The organism is Wolbachia endosymbiont of Drosophila seguyi (assembly GCF_028981765.1).
GTDB lineage: Bacteria > Pseudomonadota > Alphaproteobacteria > Rickettsiales > Anaplasmataceae > Wolbachia > Wolbachia pipientis.
In genome coordinates this window covers 1-19,260 of sequence record NZ_JAPQLM010000127.1, presented here as the reverse complement: position 1 = coordinate 19,260, position 19,260 = coordinate 1, and the positions used below count along the sequence as shown (strand labels likewise).

Here is a 19,260-nt window from a genome sequence, read left to right as displayed (position 1 = left end):
ATCTAAAAAATATGGTGGAAAACCTTAAGACTATAAAAGGTATAGGATATCTTACTGCTGTTGCTGTTGTCGCAGAAATGCCATCAGTTGATAACTTTGACAATGCTAAACAATTTACAGCTTTTGCTGGTCTAAATCCAGGACATTATCAATCGGGATCGTCAGTAAGTAAGAGAAGTTGCATATGCAAAATAGGATCTGAGCGTATTCGAAAAGCTCTTTATATGCCAGCTATAGTAGTCAAAAACCATAATAATCATTTTCAAAAGTTTTGTCAGCGTCTAGCAAGTAAAGGCAAATGTCCAAAAGTCATAGTTCTTGCGTTAATGCGAAAATTAATGCATGTCTTTTTTGGTATTCTTAAAAATAATCAACCATTTAATTGTAATTTTGTTGGATAATTTGTTTGACAGCAGAGACAGTATCTGGGATCCAGATTGGGCACTAAGTTGGTAAACACGAAAGCGATTAATCCTTTACAACGTTTTTGATGGAACTGCGCGAAAGAACTGGATGCCAGTGTCACGCACTGGCATGACACCCATTTCTTCCTATAGTTGTCTTTTCTCGTCTACCTTATTTTGCCACTCTGCTGAACAGATACATAACATTTGCTATACAGAAACTCTGCGATACCAAAATAAATAAAGAGGTACGCCACTTGCAGTGAATAAGCTTGCGATCAGCAAGGTATTCACAGAAGTTTCAAATATTACCCAGCAGCAAAAGGTTGTTGCTATACTGCCAATTAAAAATTTGTAACAACTCTTTTCTTGCACAATAACTTTGAGAAAAGCAAGACTGCATGCAAGGTAAACAAATAAAAATGAAACTACAGAAAAGTCGATAATTGATGTGATCCGCTTAGCAAAATTGTTGCTTGAAGTGAGGATTAGTAAAGTTGCAGTTCCAACTGAGCTAGTTGTTATGCCCCAGAAAGGAGAACCGTGCTTGTTTCTTTGAGCAAAAAACTGTGGCATCAGTTTATCTTTTGCAAGGCCAAGGGCCACTTGTCCACTAGCTAGTACCCAAGCGTTTAAAGTACCAACACAAAAAATGAACGCAGTTATAGAAATAATCAAGTGCCAATTGCCAGAGGCCATAATTTTTATTGCGTCAACATATGGTGCTCTTGAACTTGCTAAATCATTGCCATTTATTAATCCCATAATTGCAAGATTGTTGATAAAATACACAACAGCAACAGAGATTGTTCCAAGTACCACAGCTCTTGGTATTGTTCTAGCTGGATTATCAACTGACCCTGCAGGTGCTGTTGCCAATTCAACTCCAATAAAACCCCATAGAGTAATAAGTGTAGAACGGGCAAGAATCTGCGATGTTGTAAGATTTGATATTTCTTCACTTATGATGAAGTTATTTCTATCAAAAAAAAACAATGCTGCTATAGGTATTACAAGCAATACAGAAATTTTTATCACCGTCAATAAAAACTCAACACGTCCAGCAGTAGCTACTCCTCTAAAATTTATTAGTGTAATAATTGTAAGTAATAACATCTCTAAAAACAGATGTACGTTTTGAATATCTTCATGGAAAAATGGTGTAAGATAACCAACACCCACAACTATTACGGCTGTTGTGCTAACCCATGAGATCACCCAATACGTCCAACCAACAAAAAAAGCTGCAGCAGGGCCAAAAGCATGCTTTACATAGACGTGAGGGCCACCCGTTTCCGGAAATTTTGCGCAGAGTGAGGCAAAAACTAAAGCAAGAGATATAGCACCAAGCCCTGATATTATCCAGCTTATAAGGCTATACATGCCATATGGAGCAAGGCTAATTGGAAGCATAAAAATTCCAGAGCCAATTTGGCTGCTAATCACTAAGGCAAAAATAGCCCAAAAACCTATTTTATTTGACACAATAATTCTTATCTAAATAGATTAACAATATACCCTAAACTCAGAAATTTCAATTGATCTTTTAACATAAAAACTTGCATTTTTTTCAATTTATTCCTAAAATAGATTATATTAACAGATTATTAAGAGGGGGTTATGAATCCGAGATTAAAAGCATTTTTGGTTGTTTGTAGTATTATTGCATTTTTGATTGCACTTTTGTTTCTCGTGTATTATTTAAATCTTCTTGTTAACTATATCCTTGACCCGATTCTAGTTCGTCCCTTTGAAAGATTATACAAAAACTTAATTGTTGATGGTCTTTATGCCTATTTATCTACAAGCACTTCTAGCCCTGCACTAGCATTTTTGGCTACAGGTTTTATTGTTATTGCTGCGTTTATTTGCCTGAATAAAATGCTTCTTCCCTTGCAAGAGAAGATCATAAACAACTATACCTCCTTTAAAAACAACAATATTGATAGCAATAGCATGTTGTTTGAGGTTTATAAAGATCCAACAATAAAATTAAAGGACAAAATCTTATTCTTCAGTATACACTTGATATATTACCTACAGCTTCCATTTTTGTATATTGCATCAAAGGTATCAGCTCTACGTGGGTTTCTTATATTTAATTTTGGTTTATTATTGTTAAATTATGCACTGCTAATTCCAGTAGCACTTCTTGAGTTAATAAAATATCCATCAGTAAAACTCTTTTCACCTTTGGGTTTGAATGTAAAGCAGCTAAGCTTTTTGTTTAATGTAAGTGATGTGGGTACTAGTAGTCAGAGCGTTCATACTAGAAGTTTTCAGCAAAGCGTTATTGAATGTGCCAAAAAATTAAAGGAAGAACATGGTACGCCGTTAAATGAGTTGGATGAAGAGTTTAAAAGTTATATAAGCGGTTTAACAAGTCAGCAAAAACGAATGATAGAACCTTATCTAAGATTGGATGGTTATGAAACTGGGGAGTGGGTAAATTGGGCAGATTCACAAACCGGATTGACATTGACACAGGCTATAAATTTAGTTTTAATTGCGGCAAGAAAGCAAAATGCAGATATAGAATTATTGAAGTCTATATTACTGGTTCGCTTTGAGGAAAGTAATCGCCAATGTGGTCCTGGAATGCTCAACCGTATCATTTATGCATTAAGTGGTCTTAAAGCGGAAAATAATTTTGCAGCTCAACTAGAGCCTCAGCCAATAGGAAAGTTGGCTAGTGATGCTACTAAAAGATTTCTTGAGAAATATGTGGATAAGCACTACCATAAAATAAAAGTTTTGAAAGAAAATTTTGATAATTTGTATTCACCAAGTTCTGGGGTGGATTTGAGCAGCGTGAGTGATGAAGTAAAGGATGGCATTTCTTATACAAGAGATGCTATAAAAGAATTTGTGTTTAAGGAATTATATGTAAAGTTTTATAACGACTATGGAGAACATATTCGGAGAGGGCAAATAAAACAAAGGCTAAGAGAATTAATAACAGATGAAGTCATAGATGCAGCAATATCTTATAAGATAGACGAGATAGAAATTCCTGCAGAACCACTTACTTATCTTGAAAGAGTAAAAAAAATTTTTGGAGGTCATGCAAGTTCTTCTGCTGCTTAGTGGTTTAGTTCGTGCTATATAGCTAAACTGACTTAGATTTACTGACAATTTTAAAACAACAAATTCGTCATTCCGCTACTAGTTAGCGGAATCTATACCGCGAATGAATCCATAGCTGTACGAACATTGTGATTTGAGAGCAATTTCCACAAGGGAGGGTGTCATTCCAGTGCTTGGCACTGGAATCCAGCCTTTATTATGCAGCCACTTGGTTGAAATTAAGTCTTCTGGATCCCAGTGTCTAGGCACTGGGATGACACCATTTGCTGTGCAATTTACCTTCAAAAATGAATGTTCGTACAGCTATGGAATGAATCGTGGTATGACGCGTTAGCTATAGCTTTGTCTTCCCTTTTCTGAATGGCTTGCAAGCTGCTATCTCTACAAAAACTATATTTTTCTTCAGAAGAGAGTTATATTGTAACTATGGACAAAATAATCATAAAAAAATTTGGTGGGACTTCGCTAACTGATTTAAACCGAGTTGCAAATTTGATAAAAAACGATATTGAGAAAGGTTGTAATGTAATCGTTGTTGTATCTGCTGTTGCAGGATTTACTGACCAAATGGTTTTTCAGGCTAGGCAAATCTCAAATTTAAGTTATAGACAAGAGTTATCAGAGTATGACGTTATGCTTTCAGCAGGAGAACAAATCTCTTGCGGTCTATTAGCTATCACTCTCCAATCGATCGGAGTTAATGCTAAATCGTGGCTTGCCTGGCAGTTACCAATTGTAACTGATGATTTTTATTCTGAGTCTAAAATAAAAACAATAAAGATTGAACGTGTGAAAAGATCTTTTGCTGAGGGTTATACTGCTGCGATCATTGCTGGTTTTCAGGGTATAAATGATGATAGAATCACTACTTTTGGAAGAGGAGGCTCTGATATATCAGCAGTTGCCTTCGCGGTAGCCTTTGGTGTTAGAACTTGCGAAATTTTTACTGATATTGATGGAATATATACAGCAGACCCGAGAATTGTTCCAAAGGCACGCAAGCTCAAATTTATCTCTTACGATGAAATGTTGGAAATGTCGTCATCTGGTGCTAAAATACTGCATAATCGTTCAGTACAACTTGCAATGAAACATAACATTAAAGTGCAAGTGCTATCCACTTTTAAGGAAGTAGAAGGCACCACAGTGCTACACAAAAGGGATGTACTAGAGAGATACTTAATTACTGGAATAACTTATAGCACTAATGAAGCTCTTGTAACTTTCACTAACCTTGCAAATAACTTGCGTACTTTAAGAGATATAGCAGGAGCAAACGTTAAAATTGATATGATACATGGGTCAAGTTTTGTTATCTCCAAATTTGATATTGATTTAATGGAAAAGTTACTGAATAAGAATGAAAATTATGCTATAAACGATAATGTAGCTAAAATTTCAATAATTGGTATTGGTGTTATGTCTAACACTGAAGTGATGCACCGCACACTCAAGGTTTTAAGCGAAAAAAAGATAGAAATACTTGCTATCACAACATCTGAAATCAAAATCAGTATAATTGTTCAAAAAGAATGCGCTGTAGCTTTAGTCAAAGATTTACATACTGAGTATGAGCTTGATATGCAGCACTAGGATAGGCTTGACGTCCAGTTGTCTAAGAGTATGTCTTAAAAAGGAATGAGGAAAAAAATATGATAGTGTAAGTAAAAAATAGGAGGGAAAATTGTATCCAAGTGATATAAGTGATAAGGAATGGGAAATTTTGGAGCCACATGTTGCACAAGGAAAGATAGGGAGGCCAAGAAAGCACAATATCAGAACAATTATTAATGCAATAAGGTATATAATGAGAGGTGGTTGTCAATGGAGAATGCTGCCGAAAGATTTTCCTCCATGGAAGACGGTGTATGACTATTTTCTCAGGTGACGTAGTAATGGCAAATTGGAAAAAATACATAATATGCTAGTAAAAGAGGTAAGAAAAATGTTTGGTAAAAATGAAACACCTTCAGTAGGAATAATTGACAGTCAATCAGTAAAAACCACTCAAAAAGGGGATCCAGAGGATATGATGCTGAAAAAAAAATAAAGGGTAGAAAACGTCATATTGTTGTAGATACAGTGGGCTTAATTATTGCGGCTGATGTTCATAGTGCAAGTGTTCAAGATCGTGATGGTGCTCTAAATCTTTTCACTCAAGCTAAATACAAGGCTCCAACTTTACGTAAGTTTTTTGCTGATCAAGGATACATAGCAAAACCGCTGTTTATTGGAGACAGGATACGATTACCAAGAAAGCTGTTGATGTTACAGGATTTTTCGACAATCTGGACCACAATTTAGCACTGCAGGCTATCAAGAAGCACACAGACTGCAAATGGGTCATACTGTATGTTGAAAGGTGGATGAAATCCCCTATTCAGCAAGCAGATGGCAGTAAGGTAGTTAGGGAAAAAAGGAGTTCCGCAAGGAGGTTCAATAAGCCCAATCATTTCAAACATATTTATGCACCATGCATTTGATATATGGATGAAACAAAATCACCCAACAGTACCATTTGAAAGATATGTGGATGATGCGATAGTGCACTGCAGAACTAAAAGACAGGCAGAATTTATGCGAGCAGCAATTGAAGAAAGATTGGCATAATGTAAGCTAAAATTGCAACCTGATACCAATGCCATTCCAAAACTCCATCATTATACTGCCTTAGTATAACCTTCTCACTTCTATTGTCTATTTGTTTGTTATGTAATAGAAATTGGTATGAGATTGAAGAATTAAGTGTGAACGGTTACAGAATTTTTGCCAGGAGAAACATATAGTTAAAGTAATTCAGATTTGTAAGATATGTTTATCTGCAATTATAGCTTCAACAGTAGGCAATGTTGCTTTTAATTACCTCAACATTTTCTCTTGGCAATTCTTTAATGAACCGAGAAGTGCGCATCGGTTGCCACTGGTTGTTAATTTCCCTCCTATCTGCACATGAAATGATTAACCTTTCTTTGGCTCTGGTTATGCCAACATATGCGAGTCTCCTTTCTTCTTCTAAAGCTTTACCACTTTTGTCATCAAAAGATCTTTGATGAGGAAATAATCCCTCTTCCCAACCAGGTAGAAACACGCACGGGAATTCAAGTCCTTTGGCTGCATGAAGAGTCATAACATATACGGTGTCATCGTTATTCATATTATCCACTTCCATCACCAGACTTATATGCTCCAAGAAAGTTGTGGCATTATCGAAATTTTTTAAAGATGAGATGAGCTCTTTAACATTTTCTATTCGTGCTAAGCCTGTTACCTCCTCATTTTCAAGCATTTCAATATATCCTGATTGGTTTGCTACGATTTTAACGAATTCATGCAGTGGTTTTACGCTTACTATTTCTTCCCAAGCTTTAATTTTATTTAAAAAATCGTTGAGTGAGAGTTTAATTCTTTCGGTTACCTGATTACTATTAACTAATATTTTTGCTGCCTCAAAAAAAGAAATTTTGTTATCCTGAGCAGTCGTGTATATTTTCTTTAGAGTTGTAGCTCCTATGCTTCTTTTTGGCCGATTTACTATCCTTTCGAAAGCTAAGTCATCGTTATTGTTTGTAACAAGTCTTAAATATGCAATTATATCCCTGACTTCCTGACGTTCGTAGAATTTTACGCCACTTATAATCTTGTAGGGAATTGAATATTTTATAAAATACTCTTCGAGAACTCTAGTTTGAAAAGTGGCCCTTACCAGCACTGCAATGTCACTAAATCTGTATTTATTGAGTTTCAATATCTGTTCGCTTATGAACCTTGCTTCAGCTTTCCCATCCCATAATTTTATTAGATTTACCTTTTCCCCTTCAATGTTTGTTGTCCACAATTTTTTTTCTAAGCGAGTCTTATTGTGATTGATAACATATGACGCAGTTGCAAGTATGTGGGATGTTGACCTGTAGTTACACTCTAGTTTAACGGTTTTTGCATTTTTAAAATCATCAGAAAACTTCAAAATATTTTCAACTTCTGCACCACGCCAACTATATATCGACTGGTCATCATCTCCTACACAGCAAATATTTGAGTGCTCTTTTGCAAGGTATTTTAGCCAAAGATATTGTATCGCATTTGTATCTTGATATTCATCTACCATAACATATTTAAACTTGTTTTGGTAGTAGGACAGAACTTCGGTCTTTTGATTAAAGAGCTGTATGTTATATAGCAATAAGTCACCAAAATCGACAGAATTAAGGAATTTCAACCTTTCCTGATACTGGTGATAGACTTTGAGTGCAGTTACATATACTGGCCTAAATGATTGAATATCTTCCACTTCAGATGGCAATAAGCACTTCTCTTTCCATTGCTGAATAATATTCATAATGGTCTTACATTTTTCTGATAGGTAATCAGGATTTATTTCATTGATAATATTTTTTATTACCTGTAATTGGTCATCCACACCAATGATTGTAAAATTGGGGTTTAAGCCCACAATTTCTGCGTGCAGGCGCAAGATTTTTGCTGCAATTGCATGGAAAGTGCCAAGCCATGGTATGTTTGTGCCCGTTAGCTCAAGTACCCTTGATACCATCTCATTTGCTGCTTTATTTGTAAATGTAACTGCTAATATCTCATCAGAATAAGCGTGACCGTTTCTAATTATGTGTGCTATTCTTGAAGTAATCGTTCTTGTTTTTCCCGTCCCGGCTCCTGCCAGTATCAAAACTGGTCCATCTATGTTAGTTACAGCTGATTGTTGTTCTGGATTTAGCAGTGAGAGATAATCGTTCATCGTAGCCCTATAGATTATAACTTCGTAAAGTTAAACCTATGATTGAAATACTGTAAAGGTTTTATTGAATAGAACAGTTAAAGAATGCTTCACTCAAGTACTACATATTTAAACGTAGGTTTTACATCTATTTTGTTTTAGTAGTTTCAGGTGTATGTCGAGTAACAACAACTTGATTTGAGGTATTGGCACCAGAACTTCTGCTTGTTGGGTGGATAAGTGGAGTTTGGAATGGCTTATATGTACGGTTTAGTTCCTTCATTTCTATTTCTTCAACTTCAACAAGGGGTTTTTCTTTTGGGGTATAGCGATTATGCGTTGCAGGTCGTTCAGTGAGATTTTCATATGTTTCTTTCAACCAAGTTCCGATATCATACATAAATCCATACGCTTTTTCTTTAAATTCTCTCAATGATCTACTGAAACTTGCTAGTGTGTTATTAAAGTAAATTGTCATATAGTCTCTTGTGGTGTATTGATAACTTTCTCCATCTAGTCTGCTACTTTGTGCGTTAGAACTATTGTTGCTTTTAAAATAACCAAATATGTTGTACATTTTGAGCCGCCATTAATTACTAACATACACATATTATATATTGATAAATTAAGGACTTAGAAAGCGCTCTGTATAATAATTTAAAATGGAGCTGGAGCTTTGTAGTACAATGTTTTCAAACGTTTAATATAATATTGACTTTACAACGATAGTCACTTTAAATTAGTAACTATTGTTGCAGTTAAAGTATCAATGCCTTTTTTCTTTTATTTTTTTGCAATTCTTAGCATTTTATCTGCTGTATGCGTAATTAGTGTAAGAAATCCTGTGCATGCAGTATTATTTTTAATTTTCACCTTCGTTAACTCTGCAGTGCTTTTCATTCTCCTTGGAGCTGAATTCATCGCTATGATGGTACTGATAGTATACATCGGTGCAGTTGCAGTGTTGTTCCTCTTTGTAGTTATGATGCTCGATATTGACTACATAAGATTGCGCCAGGGTTTTGCGAAGCATTTCACTCTTGGTGCTATATTGTGTGGTGTGTTTTTTTTGATTATCAGTTTTGTAATCCGCAGCTCAACGCTGAATATAAGTAATGTTATAAACTATAATGCCAATAACGTGAAAGCTATCGGTAATTTGCTCTACACTGACTACATGTACGCTTTTCATCTTTCTGGAATTTTGCTACTTGTTGCAATTGTCGGTGCAATTGCTCTTACTTTGCAGGACAAGAAAAAAGGAGTTAAAAAACAGAATGTATTAAAGCAATTGACGCAATCTTCATCTGTAAAATTGGTTAAGGCTAAATTTGGAAAAGGAGTGGAATGGAAATAGGATTAAATCATTTTTTGATAGTTGCTGCTATTTTGTTCACTGTTGGGGTGTGCGGTATTTTCATCAACCGTAAGAGCATAATCAATATATTGTTATCAATAGAAATATTATTGTTGGCGATTAACATCAATCTAGTTGCTTTTTCTGCCTTTATGAATGACATAGTTGGGCAAATTTTTGTGATGTTTGTGTTGACTGTTGCGGCAGCAGAGTCAGGAGTTGAGCTTGCAATATTGGTTGTATATTATAGAAGCCGTGGCAATATAGATGTTGAACAAGCAAATTTAATGAAAGAATGAAAGTATGATGGATATACTGAAATTAATAGTATTTTTGCCACTTTTTGGTTCGCTATTTGCAGCACTTTTTAGAAAAAGTCAGTTAGTTACAACGGCAGGGATTGGAATATCTGCAGTTTTATCTTGGTATGTTTTTCTCACCTTCTCTGAAAATTATCACTTGAGTTTATTTCCTTTGTTTTCATTGAGCATCTTAAAAGTAAATTGGGCAATTAGTGTGGATGCTCTCTCATCCTTAATGCTTATTGTTATTACCACCGTTTCACTGGTAGTACATCTCTACTCTATCGGTTATATGGAGCATGATAAGGGGAAGTCGAGGTTTTTTTCTTACCTATCGCTATTTACGTTTTGCATGATTGTGCTGGTTGTAAGCGATAATTTCGTGCAGCTTTTTTTTGGCTGGGAAGGGGTTGGCCTATGTTCTTATTTACTCATAGGATTTTGGTTCCAAAAATATTCTGCAAATAATGCAGCAATTAAAGCATTTGTTGTGAATAGGGTAGGAGACTTTGCACTATTGATTGGAATCTTTCTTATTTATTATACATTTCACTCTTTGAATTTTACTGAAGTTTTTGACACAACTGATCTTCTTGGCACGCAGAACATTAGGGCATTCTGCTGTGAATTCAAAGTAACTCATATAATATGCATATTACTTTTTATTGGCTGTATGGGTAAATCTGCACAGCTTGGTTTACATGTTTGGTTGCCAGATGCAATGGAAGGGCCAACTCCCGTTTCTGCACTTATTCACGCAGCAACGATGGTAACAGCAGGTATATTTTTAGTAGCAAAGTGTTCTCCATTGTTTGAGTTATCAAATGTGGCACGAGAATTAATAGTTATCGTTGGAGCACTCACTGCTTTTTTTGCAGCCACCGTTGCAATTACTCAGAACGATATAAAGAAAATAATTGCTTATTCAACCTGCAGTCAACTTGGTTATATGTTCATGGCATGTGGGCTTTCTGCTTACAATGTTGCTATTTTTCATTTAATGACACACGCTTTTTTTAAAGCTCTACTATTTCTTGGTGCTGGCAATGTGATTCATGCAATGCATCATGAGCAAAACATTCAGAAAATGGGAAATTGCTGGAAGAAAATCCCTTGCACTTACGCTCTCATGTGGATTGGATCTCTTGCGCTTTCTGGGATATTCCCATTTGCAGGTTTTTATTCAAAGGATTTGATAATTGAACATGCTTATAGCACGGATAGCTTTGCTTTTGTAATAAGCTTAGTTGTTGCATTCTTCACAGCGTTTTACTCTTGGAGGTTATTGCTTCTTGTGTTCCACAGCCAAAAACAAAGTAAAATTAATATACATGAGGCACCAAAGATTATGCTTATACCATTACTGATACTCGCTTTTGGATCAGTATTTTCTGGAATATGGGGAGCAAATATTTTGAACATAACTAGTAATGCGTTTTGGAAATCAAGTTTAGTGATGATTGATGAGCATGGAGTTCATAATTTCTTTATAAAACTACTGCCAACCTTAGCAAGCCTAAGTGGAATAGCACTTGCGTACCTAATTTACCAATATCAAGTAATTAGGCAAATTAAGAGTAAATTTTTACTTAAGTTTTTGCAGAATAAATGGTACTTTGATGAGGTGTATGAGTTTGTTATAATTGCACCGATAAGGTTTATATCTAGGCTTCTATGGAAGTTTGATGTTAAGGCTATTGATTCATTTGGACCAAATGGTGTTGTAAGGTTGGTTAATGAATGTTCAAAAAGTTCTATAAAGTTACAAACTGGTTATATATTTGATTATGCATTTATTATGTTTGTTACTCTAATAATCGGTGCTTTATATATTATTGGAATTAAATAGAAGGTGTTGTTACTTAGTATATTCTTGCTTCCACTGATAGGAGCGTTGATTTTATCCTTAATCAGGATTAATCATCAATCTATACACTTAAGATTCCTTGCTCTATTTTTTGCTGTACTTCCATTTTTGCTTAGCATTGTAGCTTGTATAGAATTTGATTATAACAATGCGGACTTTCAGTTTGTCAGCTACCCAATTAGAAATGTTGGAATAGGGATAGATGGTATATCGTTGCTTTTCCTTCTGCTTACAACTTTCTTGTTTGTAATTTGTATACTCTACAACTGCAAAATGAGTTATACGACCCTAAAAGCCTATATGGCATTGTTTCTACTGCTTGAGAGTTTTGTAGTCGGTTTTTTCGTTTCACTGAATGCTATAAGCTTTTATGTGTTTTTTGAAGCTGTTTTAATACCAATGTTCTTTATTATTGGCATCTGGGGAGGAAAACACAGGGTATATGCAACGTTTAAGTTGTTTCTTTATACATTAACTGGCTCATTATTATTTCTACTTGGATTGGTTTACATCTATAACATTTTTGGAACGTTTAATATACAAAAATTAGCTACATTAGTGCCAAGCCTTGATCTTGAAGTGCAGTCATTGCTGTGGATTGCATTTTTTATTTCTTTTGCAATAAAAGTACCGATGTTTCCATTTCACACTTGGCTTCCTGATGCACATGTGCAATCACCAACTTCTGGATCTGTGATTTTAGCTGGCTTGCTTATTAAAATGGGGGGATATGGATTTTTAAGGTTTTCTATTCCAATGCTTCCTCAGGCAAGTTTGTATTTTTCAAATTTCGTTGTTGTGCTGAGCATTATTGCGGTGATATATGCTTCTCTAGTTGCGTTTGCTCAAGATGATATAAAGAAGTTAATAGCTTATTCTTCAATAGCACATATGGGGATCGTTACTGCTGGCCTCTTTTCATTTTGTGAGGAAGGAGTACTGGGTAGCATATTTCAAATGATTAGTCATGGCCTTATTTCTGCTGCTTTATTTTTATGTGTTGGAATGCTATATACTCGAACTGGAACTTTGGAGATTGCAAAATATTTTGGCATAGTAAACACAATGCCAAAATTTGGTTTTATGTTCATTTTATTTTCAATGGCTTCAATAGGGCTACCTGGAACATCTGGGTTCGCAGGTGAGTTTTTGGCTATGGTTGGAATGTTTAAGAGCATAGGGTTTTTTACAGGATTTATCGCACTTGGCACTATTTTAAGCGCAGTTTATATGCTGAATTTATGTAAGCAAATAATATGGGGGGTTAGCTATTCTAAATTATTAAATAACCGTTTGGATAGCATAGAATTTTCTGTCTTAATTCTGCTTGCAGTGTTTGTTATTTTGCTTGGATTTTACCCAACCCTTGCACTGAATTATTTGAAGCCATGTATGGCAAATTTGTTAGTCAAATATAATGCGCTATGAATTATATACAGATATTGCCGGAAACGTTCTCTATTATCTCCTCGTTAGTGTTGCTGCTGCTTGGGATTATATTTAACCGCAGAACTATCAACTTATTAGCACTTGGCTGCACAGTGGTAACTTTGATTATTTTAATTCTTTCGGCAGAAAACAATGAAATTTTTCTCTTTAATTCGTTGTTAAAACTCAATTTATACATCAGGTCAGCCCAAGGGTTAATTCTCAGCACAGGAATTTTAATACTTTTGATGCTGAATTTATCAAAATATGACTATAAGTATGAATTTTCAATGCTGATTCTTTTTGCGCTATTTGGCATGATAACTTTGGTTTCAGCAAATAGTCTGATTTCTTTTTATTTAGCTTTTGAGTTGATGAGTATATCTTTGTATGTTCTTGCGAGCTTTAATAAAGATTCGATTTATTCATGTGAAGCAGGAGTGAAATATTTTACACTCAGTGCATTATCTTCCTGCATTATGCTATATGGAATGTCGCTGCTTTATGGATATACAGGACAAGTCAATTTCTCTGAGCTCGGTTCATTCTTGCAAAACCATCAGATAACTTATGGAATAGTTTTTGGGTTAGTCTTTGTCCTAATTGGTTTGTGTTTCAAGCTTGCTATTGCTCCTTTTCATATGTGGGCTCCAGATGTCTATCAAGGTGCACCTACCATAGTAACTGCGTTTTTTTCTACGGCCCCAAAAGCTGCACTTGTAACATTTTTAATTCGATTGATGAATGAAGAGTTAGTAAATGTAAAAAGTTATGTTCAGCCTATTTTCTTATACGTTTCAGCATTGTCTGTTCTTATCTCAGCTTTTGGGGCCTTACGTCAGCAAAACTTTAAAAGGCTGCTTGCTTACAGTTCAATTGGTCACATTGGTTTTATATTTGCTTCACTTTCTATTTTTACACAAGCAGGAACAGATAGTGCCTTAATGTATCTGGTGATATATATCATCACAAGCATAGGGCTATTCTCATATCTTGTACAAATTGACGATGAAGATTGTGATATTGCAAATTTATCTGGTATAGGAAAGAAACGCCCAATTGTAGCATTTCATCTTTCTGTACTGTTACTCTCGATGTCGGGAATACCTCCACTTGCAGGTTTTATCGCTAAATTTTTTATATTCAAAAGTTTAATAAATTCTGGCTTTATCAGCCTGTCTTTGACCCTTGTGGTGGCGAGTGTTGTATCGTGTTACTATTATCTAAATATTATAAAAGCTATGTATTTCGATAAAGCTAGTGGTAATAAGGTTGCTTATTCCAAGGGCCTATTCATTATCACTTCGGTGGCTTCGCTGATCAACCTCGTTCTTTTCTTGTACGTTTTACTCACTCATTGAACTAAAGGGCTGACAAGGTGACCCCTGAGGGTTTTCATATTCATCATTACAAAAAAGTTTCAAGCACTAATAAAGAAGCGTTGGATTTAATTGATAAAGGAATATCAAATGAAACTATTATTGTTGCTGATAAACAAACAGAAGGCAGGGGGCGCACCGGAAAAAACTGGATTTCTCCAGAGGGTAATTTTTATGCAAGTTTGGTAATAAACCTCTTTAACGATTATCTGAATGAAAGCCAGCTTTCGGTGTCATTCCAGCGCGTGACGCTGGAATCTAGAAATCAAGAAGAATGGTCAAGCACACAACTGTACAAACGTTGTGGTATTCCCACCAAGGATGATGTCATCCGAGTAGCCTGGCACTGGGATCCAGAAAACTTAATTACAAATGGGCACATCAGGCAACTGTGTAATAAGAACTGGATTCCAGTGTCACGCACTGGAATGACACCACATACCACCTGCAAATTGCAATGTTCGCATAGTTATGTGTCAAGCACTGGGGAAAATACTGGGATGATAGAAAGAGGTTTAATGAATCAAGTTAGCAAATTAACAGAATTGACTTTTGTTACTGCTCTTGCTGTTGGAAATGCTATACTGTCATTTATAAATGGTCTAAATCTCCAGTATAAATGGCCAAATGACATTCTAATCGATGGCAAGAAAATAAGTGGAATATTGCTTGAAAAAAGATCCAATTCGAATTGGCTCATTATAGGAATTGGAATTAATGTCAGTCATGCACCACTTCCAGGAACAACGTGCATTAGCAATTACGGTGAGTCTGTGTCTAACATAGATCTGTTAAAGAAATTAATAATAAATTTTAATAAGCTAAGAAAGCAATGGCTACTTGATGGGTTTTATGCTATAAGAGAAATGTGGTTAAAAAAAGCATTCAAAATGAATGAGCAAATCAGTGTAAAGTTAGCTGACAAATTGTATGAAGGAATTTTTGCTGATATAGATAAAAGTGGTAAATTGGTGTTGCAGCAAAAGGATGGAAGCTTAATTTATTTTGATGCAGGTGAGTTATTTATTGATAATGCATTATGAATACATATGTAATTTTTGCTTACCTTATTAGTTTCACGCTGATTGCTGGAGAGCTAATTTTTACCATTTCTTGTTATACTAAAAGTAAAAAAATTCTAGAAAGCCTGAAAGATAATCATGAAGAAGAAACATAAGCGATTACTTATAACTTCAGGAATTTTCTGCTTTTTAAGTTGTGCAGTTTTTTTTATTTTAACAACGCTCAAAGAAAATATCTCATTTTTCTATACAGTAAGTGAGGCAATAGTTTTACCAAATGGTCAAAAACTAATCCGTGTTGGTGGAATGGTTGTTGAAAATAGCGTGATACGCAACGAAAGTGAAGTGATTTTTCAAATGACAGATTTTAATAAGAGCGTTATGGTGAAATATCAGGGAATACTTCCACCAATGTTTTCAGAAAAAAGTGGTGTTGTTGTGCAAGGTAAAATGTTTGATAATAGTACTTTTCTTGCAGATACAGTGTTTGCAAAACATGATGAGAACTATATGCCGAAAGTTTTAAAATAGATTCCTTAACCTGGCTGTATTGAAACGGTATGTAGAGAGAGTCACAGCCTAGAGACTATTACTCTTTCCAGTTTAACCCCAATCTGGTTCATTAATGGTATTGTTTTCTAATTCCTCTACTTTTGTCTGTAAGTTATTCAGGCTCTGTACTAAACCACTATTTTCATTACCAACCTTTGTAATTAGCTCGTCAAGCTTACTCCTTTCTTCTGTTAGCATGTCATTTAATTGACTGATAGAGTTGCTATTGTTATGCAATACATCATCCAATTCAGGAACGAATTTCGTGTTCAGCTCTACGATTAATTTATCTAAAGCTTTGTGGACATAACCAAGCTGCGCTGGATTTCGCGCAACTGTTTCATCATAACCTTTAGGTTTGGTGTTAACTTCTATTTTGCTTATTACTTTAAGTTCGTTTTTGCTTTCTTGTTTACTATTATTCATGCTAACTCCTATAAAAAATTATAATTTTAAAATCAATTCAGCTACATTGAAGTGGTATGTGGAAAGAGTAACAGCTAGCAAGCTATTACCTTTTTTATTAAAGCAACCCGTTCTCTTCGCCAGTAGCATGAGGGAATATGGAAGCTTCTGCAATGCCTGGCTGATCATCACGAAATTCCTGAAGCTCATCTCGAAGAGTTTGAAGTTGACTTTTTATTTCAGTTGTATTGTTCCCTATATTTGATATAGTTGTTGACAGTGGCTCCACTATGCCAGTTGTAATGTTACTGCTTAAACTTGTGTTATACTCATTAATACTGTCTATCAAGCCATCATAAACCTTTTTAAGGTATGTTATAGCTGCGGCTGTTTGCTTCATTTCCGCTATAGGTATTTTTTCCAGTGGCTGATTTATATCAAAATCTAACTCCTTAGCACCTTTTTCTTTATTCTGAATTTTTACTGAATCTATACTTGGTTTTACAAAATCTGGTTTTGTAAAAACCGGGCTCTCAAGTTTTAGTAATTTACTTTGGTCTGAAGGCTCGTCACCAAAATATAATTCTACATTGTTTTTACTCATAATAAGTTACCTCCTATAAAAAAATTGATTTTCATAAATTGCTACCATACAAGTAGCATTGAATCGTTATTGTTTTCTACTATTGTAAAATCTGGAGCTTCTGCAATGCCTGGCATATCGTCCTTGATTTGCTTGAGCATCTCAATCATTTCCTTGTTCTGTTTACTCTGCTCGTCAAGTTTCCCTTTTAATGCATCAATAATAGCTTTAGACTGATCTTGATTGCTGAGATCACCGATCACAGCTGTCACTTTCTCATAAGGCAGTTTGTGAATGATGTCTTTAAGCTCTTCTGCGCCTACGTTATCCAAAAGTTCTTTAAACTGCTCATTAGACATATTGCGAGCAAAAGCTTGAAGTTTGTCTGGGTTGTCAACTAAAGACTTAATGATAATCTGAATCTTATTAGAATCAGTTAAATCCTGAGCAATTGCTTCGAGTTTCTCAGGATCAAGCTTATTAACTAAGTCTTTCAGTTGTTCTTCTTGCAGACTATTTACTAAAGCTTTCAACTGATCACCTTCTAATTCTTTGGAGAGTATTGTCAAGTGGTGCTCAGCCAAGTCTTTTGCAAGCACTGTAAATTGCTCGTCATTTAAAGTTTTAATAAGTGCTTTGAACTGATCCACTTTTAAGTGAGGTAAAATTTCTTTTACTTGCTCTGAATTTAATTTTCTCACTAGAGCTTCAAGCTGAGTATCATTTAAAATAGGAACAATTATTTGTAACTTTTCTGGATTTAGTTCCTGAGCGAGGGTTTTTAGCTGGTGATTGGCTAGATGATCCACTAAAGCTTGGAGTTGTTCATCTGTTAAGTTCTCTGCTAAGGCCTGCAACTGGCTTGAGCTCAGTTCAGGAATTATTTTTTGCAGTTGCTCGTTACTAAGAGTATTGGCAAGAGTTTTTAGTTGGCCGTCTGTTAGGCCCTGAATAAAAACTTTAGTAAACGCGTTTGATAGCAACAGTAGCACATCTCTTATATGTCTCTCACCGTAGTATAACATAATGTCTTGTAATACCTCATTGTCAGGTGAATCGATTATATTTCCTGCCTCGTCTGAAAAATAATATTTATTGTTGCCAGTATCTGAATCTTCCCATGTTACATATTTGTATTCCAATTTTTTTGATTTAATAGAACTGCTACACATAGTTTTGAAAGGCTGCACAAGCTCTCTTGTATATGATAACTTAGCCAACTCATTACCGTAATATACAAATGTATGGTTACTTTTTACATAATCTAAGTTAGAATCACTTTTATAATCTTTGGCTACCAGATTTCCTTCATTTTCTTCCTCCAGACATATGTAACTGTCTAGGCAAGAACTGCTGCAAAGTTTTATAGGCAATAAGCCTAGTACTACATCGTTTTTATCATCCAGCGATACAAGCTCAACTTTTTTAATAGGCATTGTAGGATCATTACCTTCAGGCCACTTTATCCTTGTAGTCGGGGTTTTTCTAAACACCTCTTTTCCAGGTATCATCTTAAAAACATGCTTTTTTCCACTCATAGGCGTTACCAATAAATTAATTGTTAGTATTCTAACATTTATTGATTAATTTATTGTTAAGTTAGTATATATTACAATTGTAATAACCAACATTACTTGTGTAGAGAAAAGTTACGAAAAGAAATAGAGATTTTCAGGGAAATAGTATAAAATCCTCATAGATTAAAATAAGCTGCTTTGACAGGTTTTGTGGCGGCTAGAGCTGTATAGACTGGTGGAGGCAAGCGGGATCGAACCGCTGACCTTCTGCGTGCAAAACAGATGCTCTACCAGCTGAGCTATACCCCCAGGTAATTCTTGCTTAAAGCATAAATCACTCAGGCTGAAATGCAAGAAATATTTATCTATTAGGCTATTGCTAAATAGTGTACAAATTCTGCAGGGTGTACACACTTCTCTATTTTTTTGTCTCCTTAGAGGTTGTCCGGAAACTAGTAAATTCAAGCATATTCCCTCTTTAACATAACCCTACTCATAGCTAGGTATATGAAATTCTCAGTGGATGTTGTGAGTAAATCATACTCCTTCGATAGCCTCCTATTCCTATTAACCCAAGCAAAAGTCCTTTCTACAACCCATCTTCTTGGCTGTACTTTAAACCCTTGTT

At 35.2% G+C, this 19,260-nt stretch carries 22 protein-coding genes, 1 tRNA gene and 1 pseudogene; 15 read left to right on the top strand and 9 right to left on the bottom strand.

Going from position 1 to position 19,260, the window contains the following annotated elements; translation table 11 throughout:
• A partial coding sequence (locus OZD62_RS03030; protein ID WP_275019387.1) for a transposase occupies window positions 1–401 on the top strand: 401 nt, incomplete at its 5' end.
• Window positions 402–614: 213 nt separating this feature from the next.
• Here the strand turns inward: OZD62_RS03030 and OZD62_RS03025 are convergent.
• Window positions 615–1,889, bottom strand: a complete 1,275-nt coding sequence (locus OZD62_RS03025) for an APC family permease (RefSeq protein WP_275019408.1) — start codon at window positions 1,887–1,889, stop codon at window positions 615–617.
• 135 nt (window positions 1,890–2,024) lie between these two features.
• Here OZD62_RS03025 and OZD62_RS03020 point away from each other — a divergent pair, with 135 nt between their 5' ends.
• The gene (locus tag OZD62_RS03020; protein WP_275019407.1) at window positions 2,025–3,491 is read left to right on the top strand and encodes a hypothetical protein; all 1,467 of its coding nucleotides are present in this window, start codon (window positions 2,025–2,027) and stop codon (window positions 3,489–3,491) included.
• Window positions 3,492–3,605: 114 nt separating this feature from the next.
• Here OZD62_RS03020 and OZD62_RS06250 read toward each other — a convergent pair.
• Window positions 3,606–3,782, bottom strand: a pseudogene (locus tag OZD62_RS06250) (WPE palindromic element domain-containing protein); the annotation flags it as partial.
• A 135-nt stretch (window positions 3,783–3,917) separates the two neighbouring features.
• On the opposite strand from OZD62_RS06250, the gene OZD62_RS03010 reads away from it, so the two are divergent.
• The 5 genes from OZD62_RS03010 (at window position 3,918) to OZD62_RS02995 (ending at window position 6,101) form a co-directional block, all read left to right on the top strand.
• Window positions 3,918–5,084 carry an aspartate kinase gene (locus tag OZD62_RS03010; protein ID WP_010962950.1) on the top strand — a complete coding sequence of 389 codons (1,167 nt, stop codon included), beginning with the start codon at window positions 3,918–3,920 and terminating at the stop codon, window positions 5,082–5,084.
• A 91-nt stretch (window positions 5,085–5,175) separates the two neighbouring features.
• On the top strand, window positions 5,176–5,379 hold the full coding sequence (locus OZD62_RS03005; protein WP_007549940.1) for an IS5 family transposase: 204 nt from the start codon (window positions 5,176–5,178) through the stop codon (window positions 5,377–5,379).
• Between the two features lie 33 nt (window positions 5,380–5,412).
• Window positions 5,413–5,541 carry a hypothetical protein gene (locus tag OZD62_RS03000; RefSeq protein WP_255317429.1) on the top strand — a complete coding sequence of 43 codons (129 nt, stop codon included), beginning with the start codon at window positions 5,413–5,415 and terminating at the stop codon, window positions 5,539–5,541.
• A complete protein-coding gene (locus OZD62_RS06175) occupies window positions 5,484–5,795 on the top strand; it encodes a transposase (protein ID WP_081420825.1) in 312 nt (103 codons plus the stop codon). The genes OZD62_RS03000 and OZD62_RS06175 overlap by 58 nt, the downstream gene beginning before the upstream one ends.
• 162 nt (window positions 5,796–5,957) lie before the next feature.
• The gene (locus OZD62_RS02995; RefSeq protein ID WP_022626389.1) at window positions 5,958–6,101 is read left to right on the top strand and encodes a Putative reverse transcriptase; all 144 of its coding nucleotides are present in this window, start codon (window positions 5,958–5,960) and stop codon (window positions 6,099–6,101) included.
• A 223-nt stretch (window positions 6,102–6,324) separates the two neighbouring features.
• Here OZD62_RS02995 and OZD62_RS02990 read toward each other — a convergent pair whose 3' ends face one another.
• Together OZD62_RS02990 and OZD62_RS02985 are read right to left on the bottom strand one after the other, a co-directional pair.
• Complete coding sequence (locus tag OZD62_RS02990) at window positions 6,325–8,241, bottom strand: ATP-dependent helicase (protein ID WP_264338041.1); 1,917 nt, start codon at window positions 8,239–8,241, stop codon at window positions 6,325–6,327.
• A 127-nt stretch (window positions 8,242–8,368) separates the two neighbouring features.
• Window positions 8,369–8,797, bottom strand: a complete 429-nt coding sequence (locus OZD62_RS02985) for a WD_0964 family protein (protein ID WP_010082321.1) — start codon at window positions 8,795–8,797, stop codon at window positions 8,369–8,371.
• Between the two features lie 192 nt (window positions 8,798–8,989).
• On the opposite strand from OZD62_RS02985, the gene OZD62_RS02980 reads away from it, so the two are divergent.
• From OZD62_RS02980 to ccmE, 8 genes are read left to right on the top strand one after another with little or no spacing between them, the layout of a single operon-like run.
• The gene (locus OZD62_RS02980) at window positions 8,990–9,577 is read left to right on the top strand and encodes an NADH-quinone oxidoreductase subunit J (protein WP_010962952.1); all 588 of its coding nucleotides are present in this window, start codon (window positions 8,990–8,992) and stop codon (window positions 9,575–9,577) included.
• Window positions 9,568–9,876, top strand: coding sequence for an NADH-quinone oxidoreductase subunit NuoK (gene nuoK / locus OZD62_RS02975; protein ID WP_275019406.1), 309 nt, complete (start codon window positions 9,568–9,570; stop codon window positions 9,874–9,876). Before OZD62_RS02980 ends, nuoK begins: the two co-directional genes overlap by 10 nt.
• A gap of 4 nt (window positions 9,877–9,880) precedes the next feature.
• On the top strand, window positions 9,881–11,728 hold the full coding sequence (gene nuoL, locus OZD62_RS02970) for an NADH-quinone oxidoreductase subunit L (RefSeq protein ID WP_022626390.1): 1,848 nt from the start codon (window positions 9,881–9,883) through the stop codon (window positions 11,726–11,728).
• Between the two features lie 3 nt (window positions 11,729–11,731).
• Window positions 11,732–13,174: a complex I subunit 4 family protein gene (locus OZD62_RS02965; RefSeq protein WP_010962955.1), complete on the top strand. Its 1,443-nt coding sequence runs from the start codon at window positions 11,732–11,734 to the stop codon at window positions 13,172–13,174.
• Window positions 13,171–14,535: an NADH-quinone oxidoreductase subunit N gene (locus OZD62_RS02960; RefSeq protein ID WP_275019405.1), complete on the top strand. Its 1,365-nt coding sequence runs from the start codon at window positions 13,171–13,173 to the stop codon at window positions 14,533–14,535. The genes OZD62_RS02965 and OZD62_RS02960 overlap by 4 nt, the downstream gene beginning before the upstream one ends.
• 17 nt (window positions 14,536–14,552) lie before the next feature.
• Window positions 14,553–15,596, top strand: coding sequence for a biotin--[acetyl-CoA-carboxylase] ligase (locus tag OZD62_RS02955; protein ID WP_010082374.1), 1,044 nt, complete (start codon window positions 14,553–14,555; stop codon window positions 15,594–15,596).
• Window positions 15,593–15,730 carry a CcmD-like small membrane protein gene (locus OZD62_RS02950; protein ID WP_010962957.1) on the top strand — a complete coding sequence of 46 codons (138 nt, stop codon included), beginning with the start codon at window positions 15,593–15,595 and terminating at the stop codon, window positions 15,728–15,730. The genes OZD62_RS02955 and OZD62_RS02950 overlap by 4 nt, the downstream gene beginning before the upstream one ends.
• On the top strand, window positions 15,714–16,106 hold the full coding sequence (gene ccmE / locus OZD62_RS02945) for a cytochrome c maturation protein CcmE (protein WP_010082373.1): 393 nt from the start codon (window positions 15,714–15,716) through the stop codon (window positions 16,104–16,106). The genes OZD62_RS02950 and ccmE overlap by 17 nt, the downstream gene beginning before the upstream one ends.
• 72 nt (window positions 16,107–16,178) lie before the next feature.
• Here the strand turns inward: ccmE and OZD62_RS02940 are convergent, their stop codons facing one another.
• The 5 genes from OZD62_RS02940 to OZD62_RS02920 all read right to left on the bottom strand — a co-directional run.
• Window positions 16,179–16,553: a hypothetical protein gene (locus tag OZD62_RS02940; RefSeq protein ID WP_275019404.1), complete on the bottom strand. Its 375-nt coding sequence runs from the start codon at window positions 16,551–16,553 to the stop codon at window positions 16,179–16,181.
• 97 nt (window positions 16,554–16,650) lie between these two features.
• Window positions 16,651–17,136: a hypothetical protein gene (locus tag OZD62_RS02935; protein ID WP_010082371.1), complete on the bottom strand. Its 486-nt coding sequence runs from the start codon at window positions 17,134–17,136 to the stop codon at window positions 16,651–16,653.
• A 41-nt stretch (window positions 17,137–17,177) separates the two neighbouring features.
• Entirely contained in the window at window positions 17,178–18,653 is a 1,476-nt protein-coding gene (locus tag OZD62_RS02930) for a magnesium transporter MgtE N-terminal domain-containing protein (RefSeq protein ID WP_275019403.1), read from the bottom strand.
• 212 nt (window positions 18,654–18,865) lie between these two features.
• Window positions 18,866–18,941, bottom strand: a tRNA-Ala gene (locus OZD62_RS02925).
• Window positions 18,942–19,093: 152 nt separating this feature from the next.
• Window positions 19,094–19,260: transposase (locus tag OZD62_RS02920; RefSeq protein ID WP_275019324.1), on the bottom strand; the 167-nt coding region annotated here is incomplete at its 5' end.

What these genes read in the sequence shown, in the direction of transcription:
- OZD62_RS03020 (WP_275019407.1), top strand. Translation starts at nt 2,025, where the DNA reads ATGAATCCGAGATTAAAAGCATTTTTGGTTGTTTGTAGTATTATTGCA.
- OZD62_RS03010 (WP_010962950.1), top strand. Translation starts at nt 3,918, where the DNA reads ATGGACAAAATAATCATAAAAAAATTTGGTGGGACTTCGCTAACTGAT.
- OZD62_RS03000 (WP_255317429.1), top strand. Translation starts at nt 5,413, where the DNA reads ATGCTAGTAAAAGAGGTAAGAAAAATGTTTGGTAAAAATGAAACACCT.
- OZD62_RS02995 (WP_022626389.1), top strand. Translation starts at nt 5,958, where the DNA reads ATGCACCATGCATTTGATATATGGATGAAACAAAATCACCCAACAGTA.
- OZD62_RS02990 (WP_264338041.1), bottom strand. Translation starts at nt 8,241, where the DNA reads ATGAACGATTATCTCTCACTGCTAAATCCAGAACAACAATCAGCTGTA.
- OZD62_RS02985 (WP_010082321.1), bottom strand. Translation starts at nt 8,797, where the DNA reads ATGTACAACATATTTGGTTATTTTAAAAGCAACAATAGTTCTAACGCA.
- OZD62_RS02980 (WP_010962952.1), top strand. Translation starts at nt 8,990, where the DNA reads ATGCCTTTTTTCTTTTATTTTTTTGCAATTCTTAGCATTTTATCTGCT.
- nuoK (WP_275019406.1), top strand. Translation starts at nt 9,568, where the DNA reads ATGGAAATAGGATTAAATCATTTTTTGATAGTTGCTGCTATTTTGTTC.
- nuoL (WP_022626390.1), top strand. Translation starts at nt 9,881, where the DNA reads ATGATGGATATACTGAAATTAATAGTATTTTTGCCACTTTTTGGTTCG.
- OZD62_RS02960 (WP_275019405.1), top strand. Translation starts at nt 13,171, where the DNA reads ATGAATTATATACAGATATTGCCGGAAACGTTCTCTATTATCTCCTCG.
- OZD62_RS02950 (WP_010962957.1), top strand. Translation starts at nt 15,593, where the DNA reads ATGAATACATATGTAATTTTTGCTTACCTTATTAGTTTCACGCTGATT.
- ccmE (WP_010082373.1), top strand. Translation starts at nt 15,714, where the DNA reads ATGAAGAAGAAACATAAGCGATTACTTATAACTTCAGGAATTTTCTGC.
- OZD62_RS02940 (WP_275019404.1), bottom strand. Translation starts at nt 16,553, where the DNA reads ATGAATAATAGTAAACAAGAAAGCAAAAACGAACTTAAAGTAATAAGC.
- OZD62_RS02935 (WP_010082371.1), bottom strand. Translation starts at nt 17,136, where the DNA reads ATGAGTAAAAACAATGTAGAATTATATTTTGGTGACGAGCCTTCAGAC.
- OZD62_RS02930 (WP_275019403.1), bottom strand. Translation starts at nt 18,653, where the DNA reads ATGAGTGGAAAAAAGCATGTTTTTAAGATGATACCTGGAAAAGAGGTG.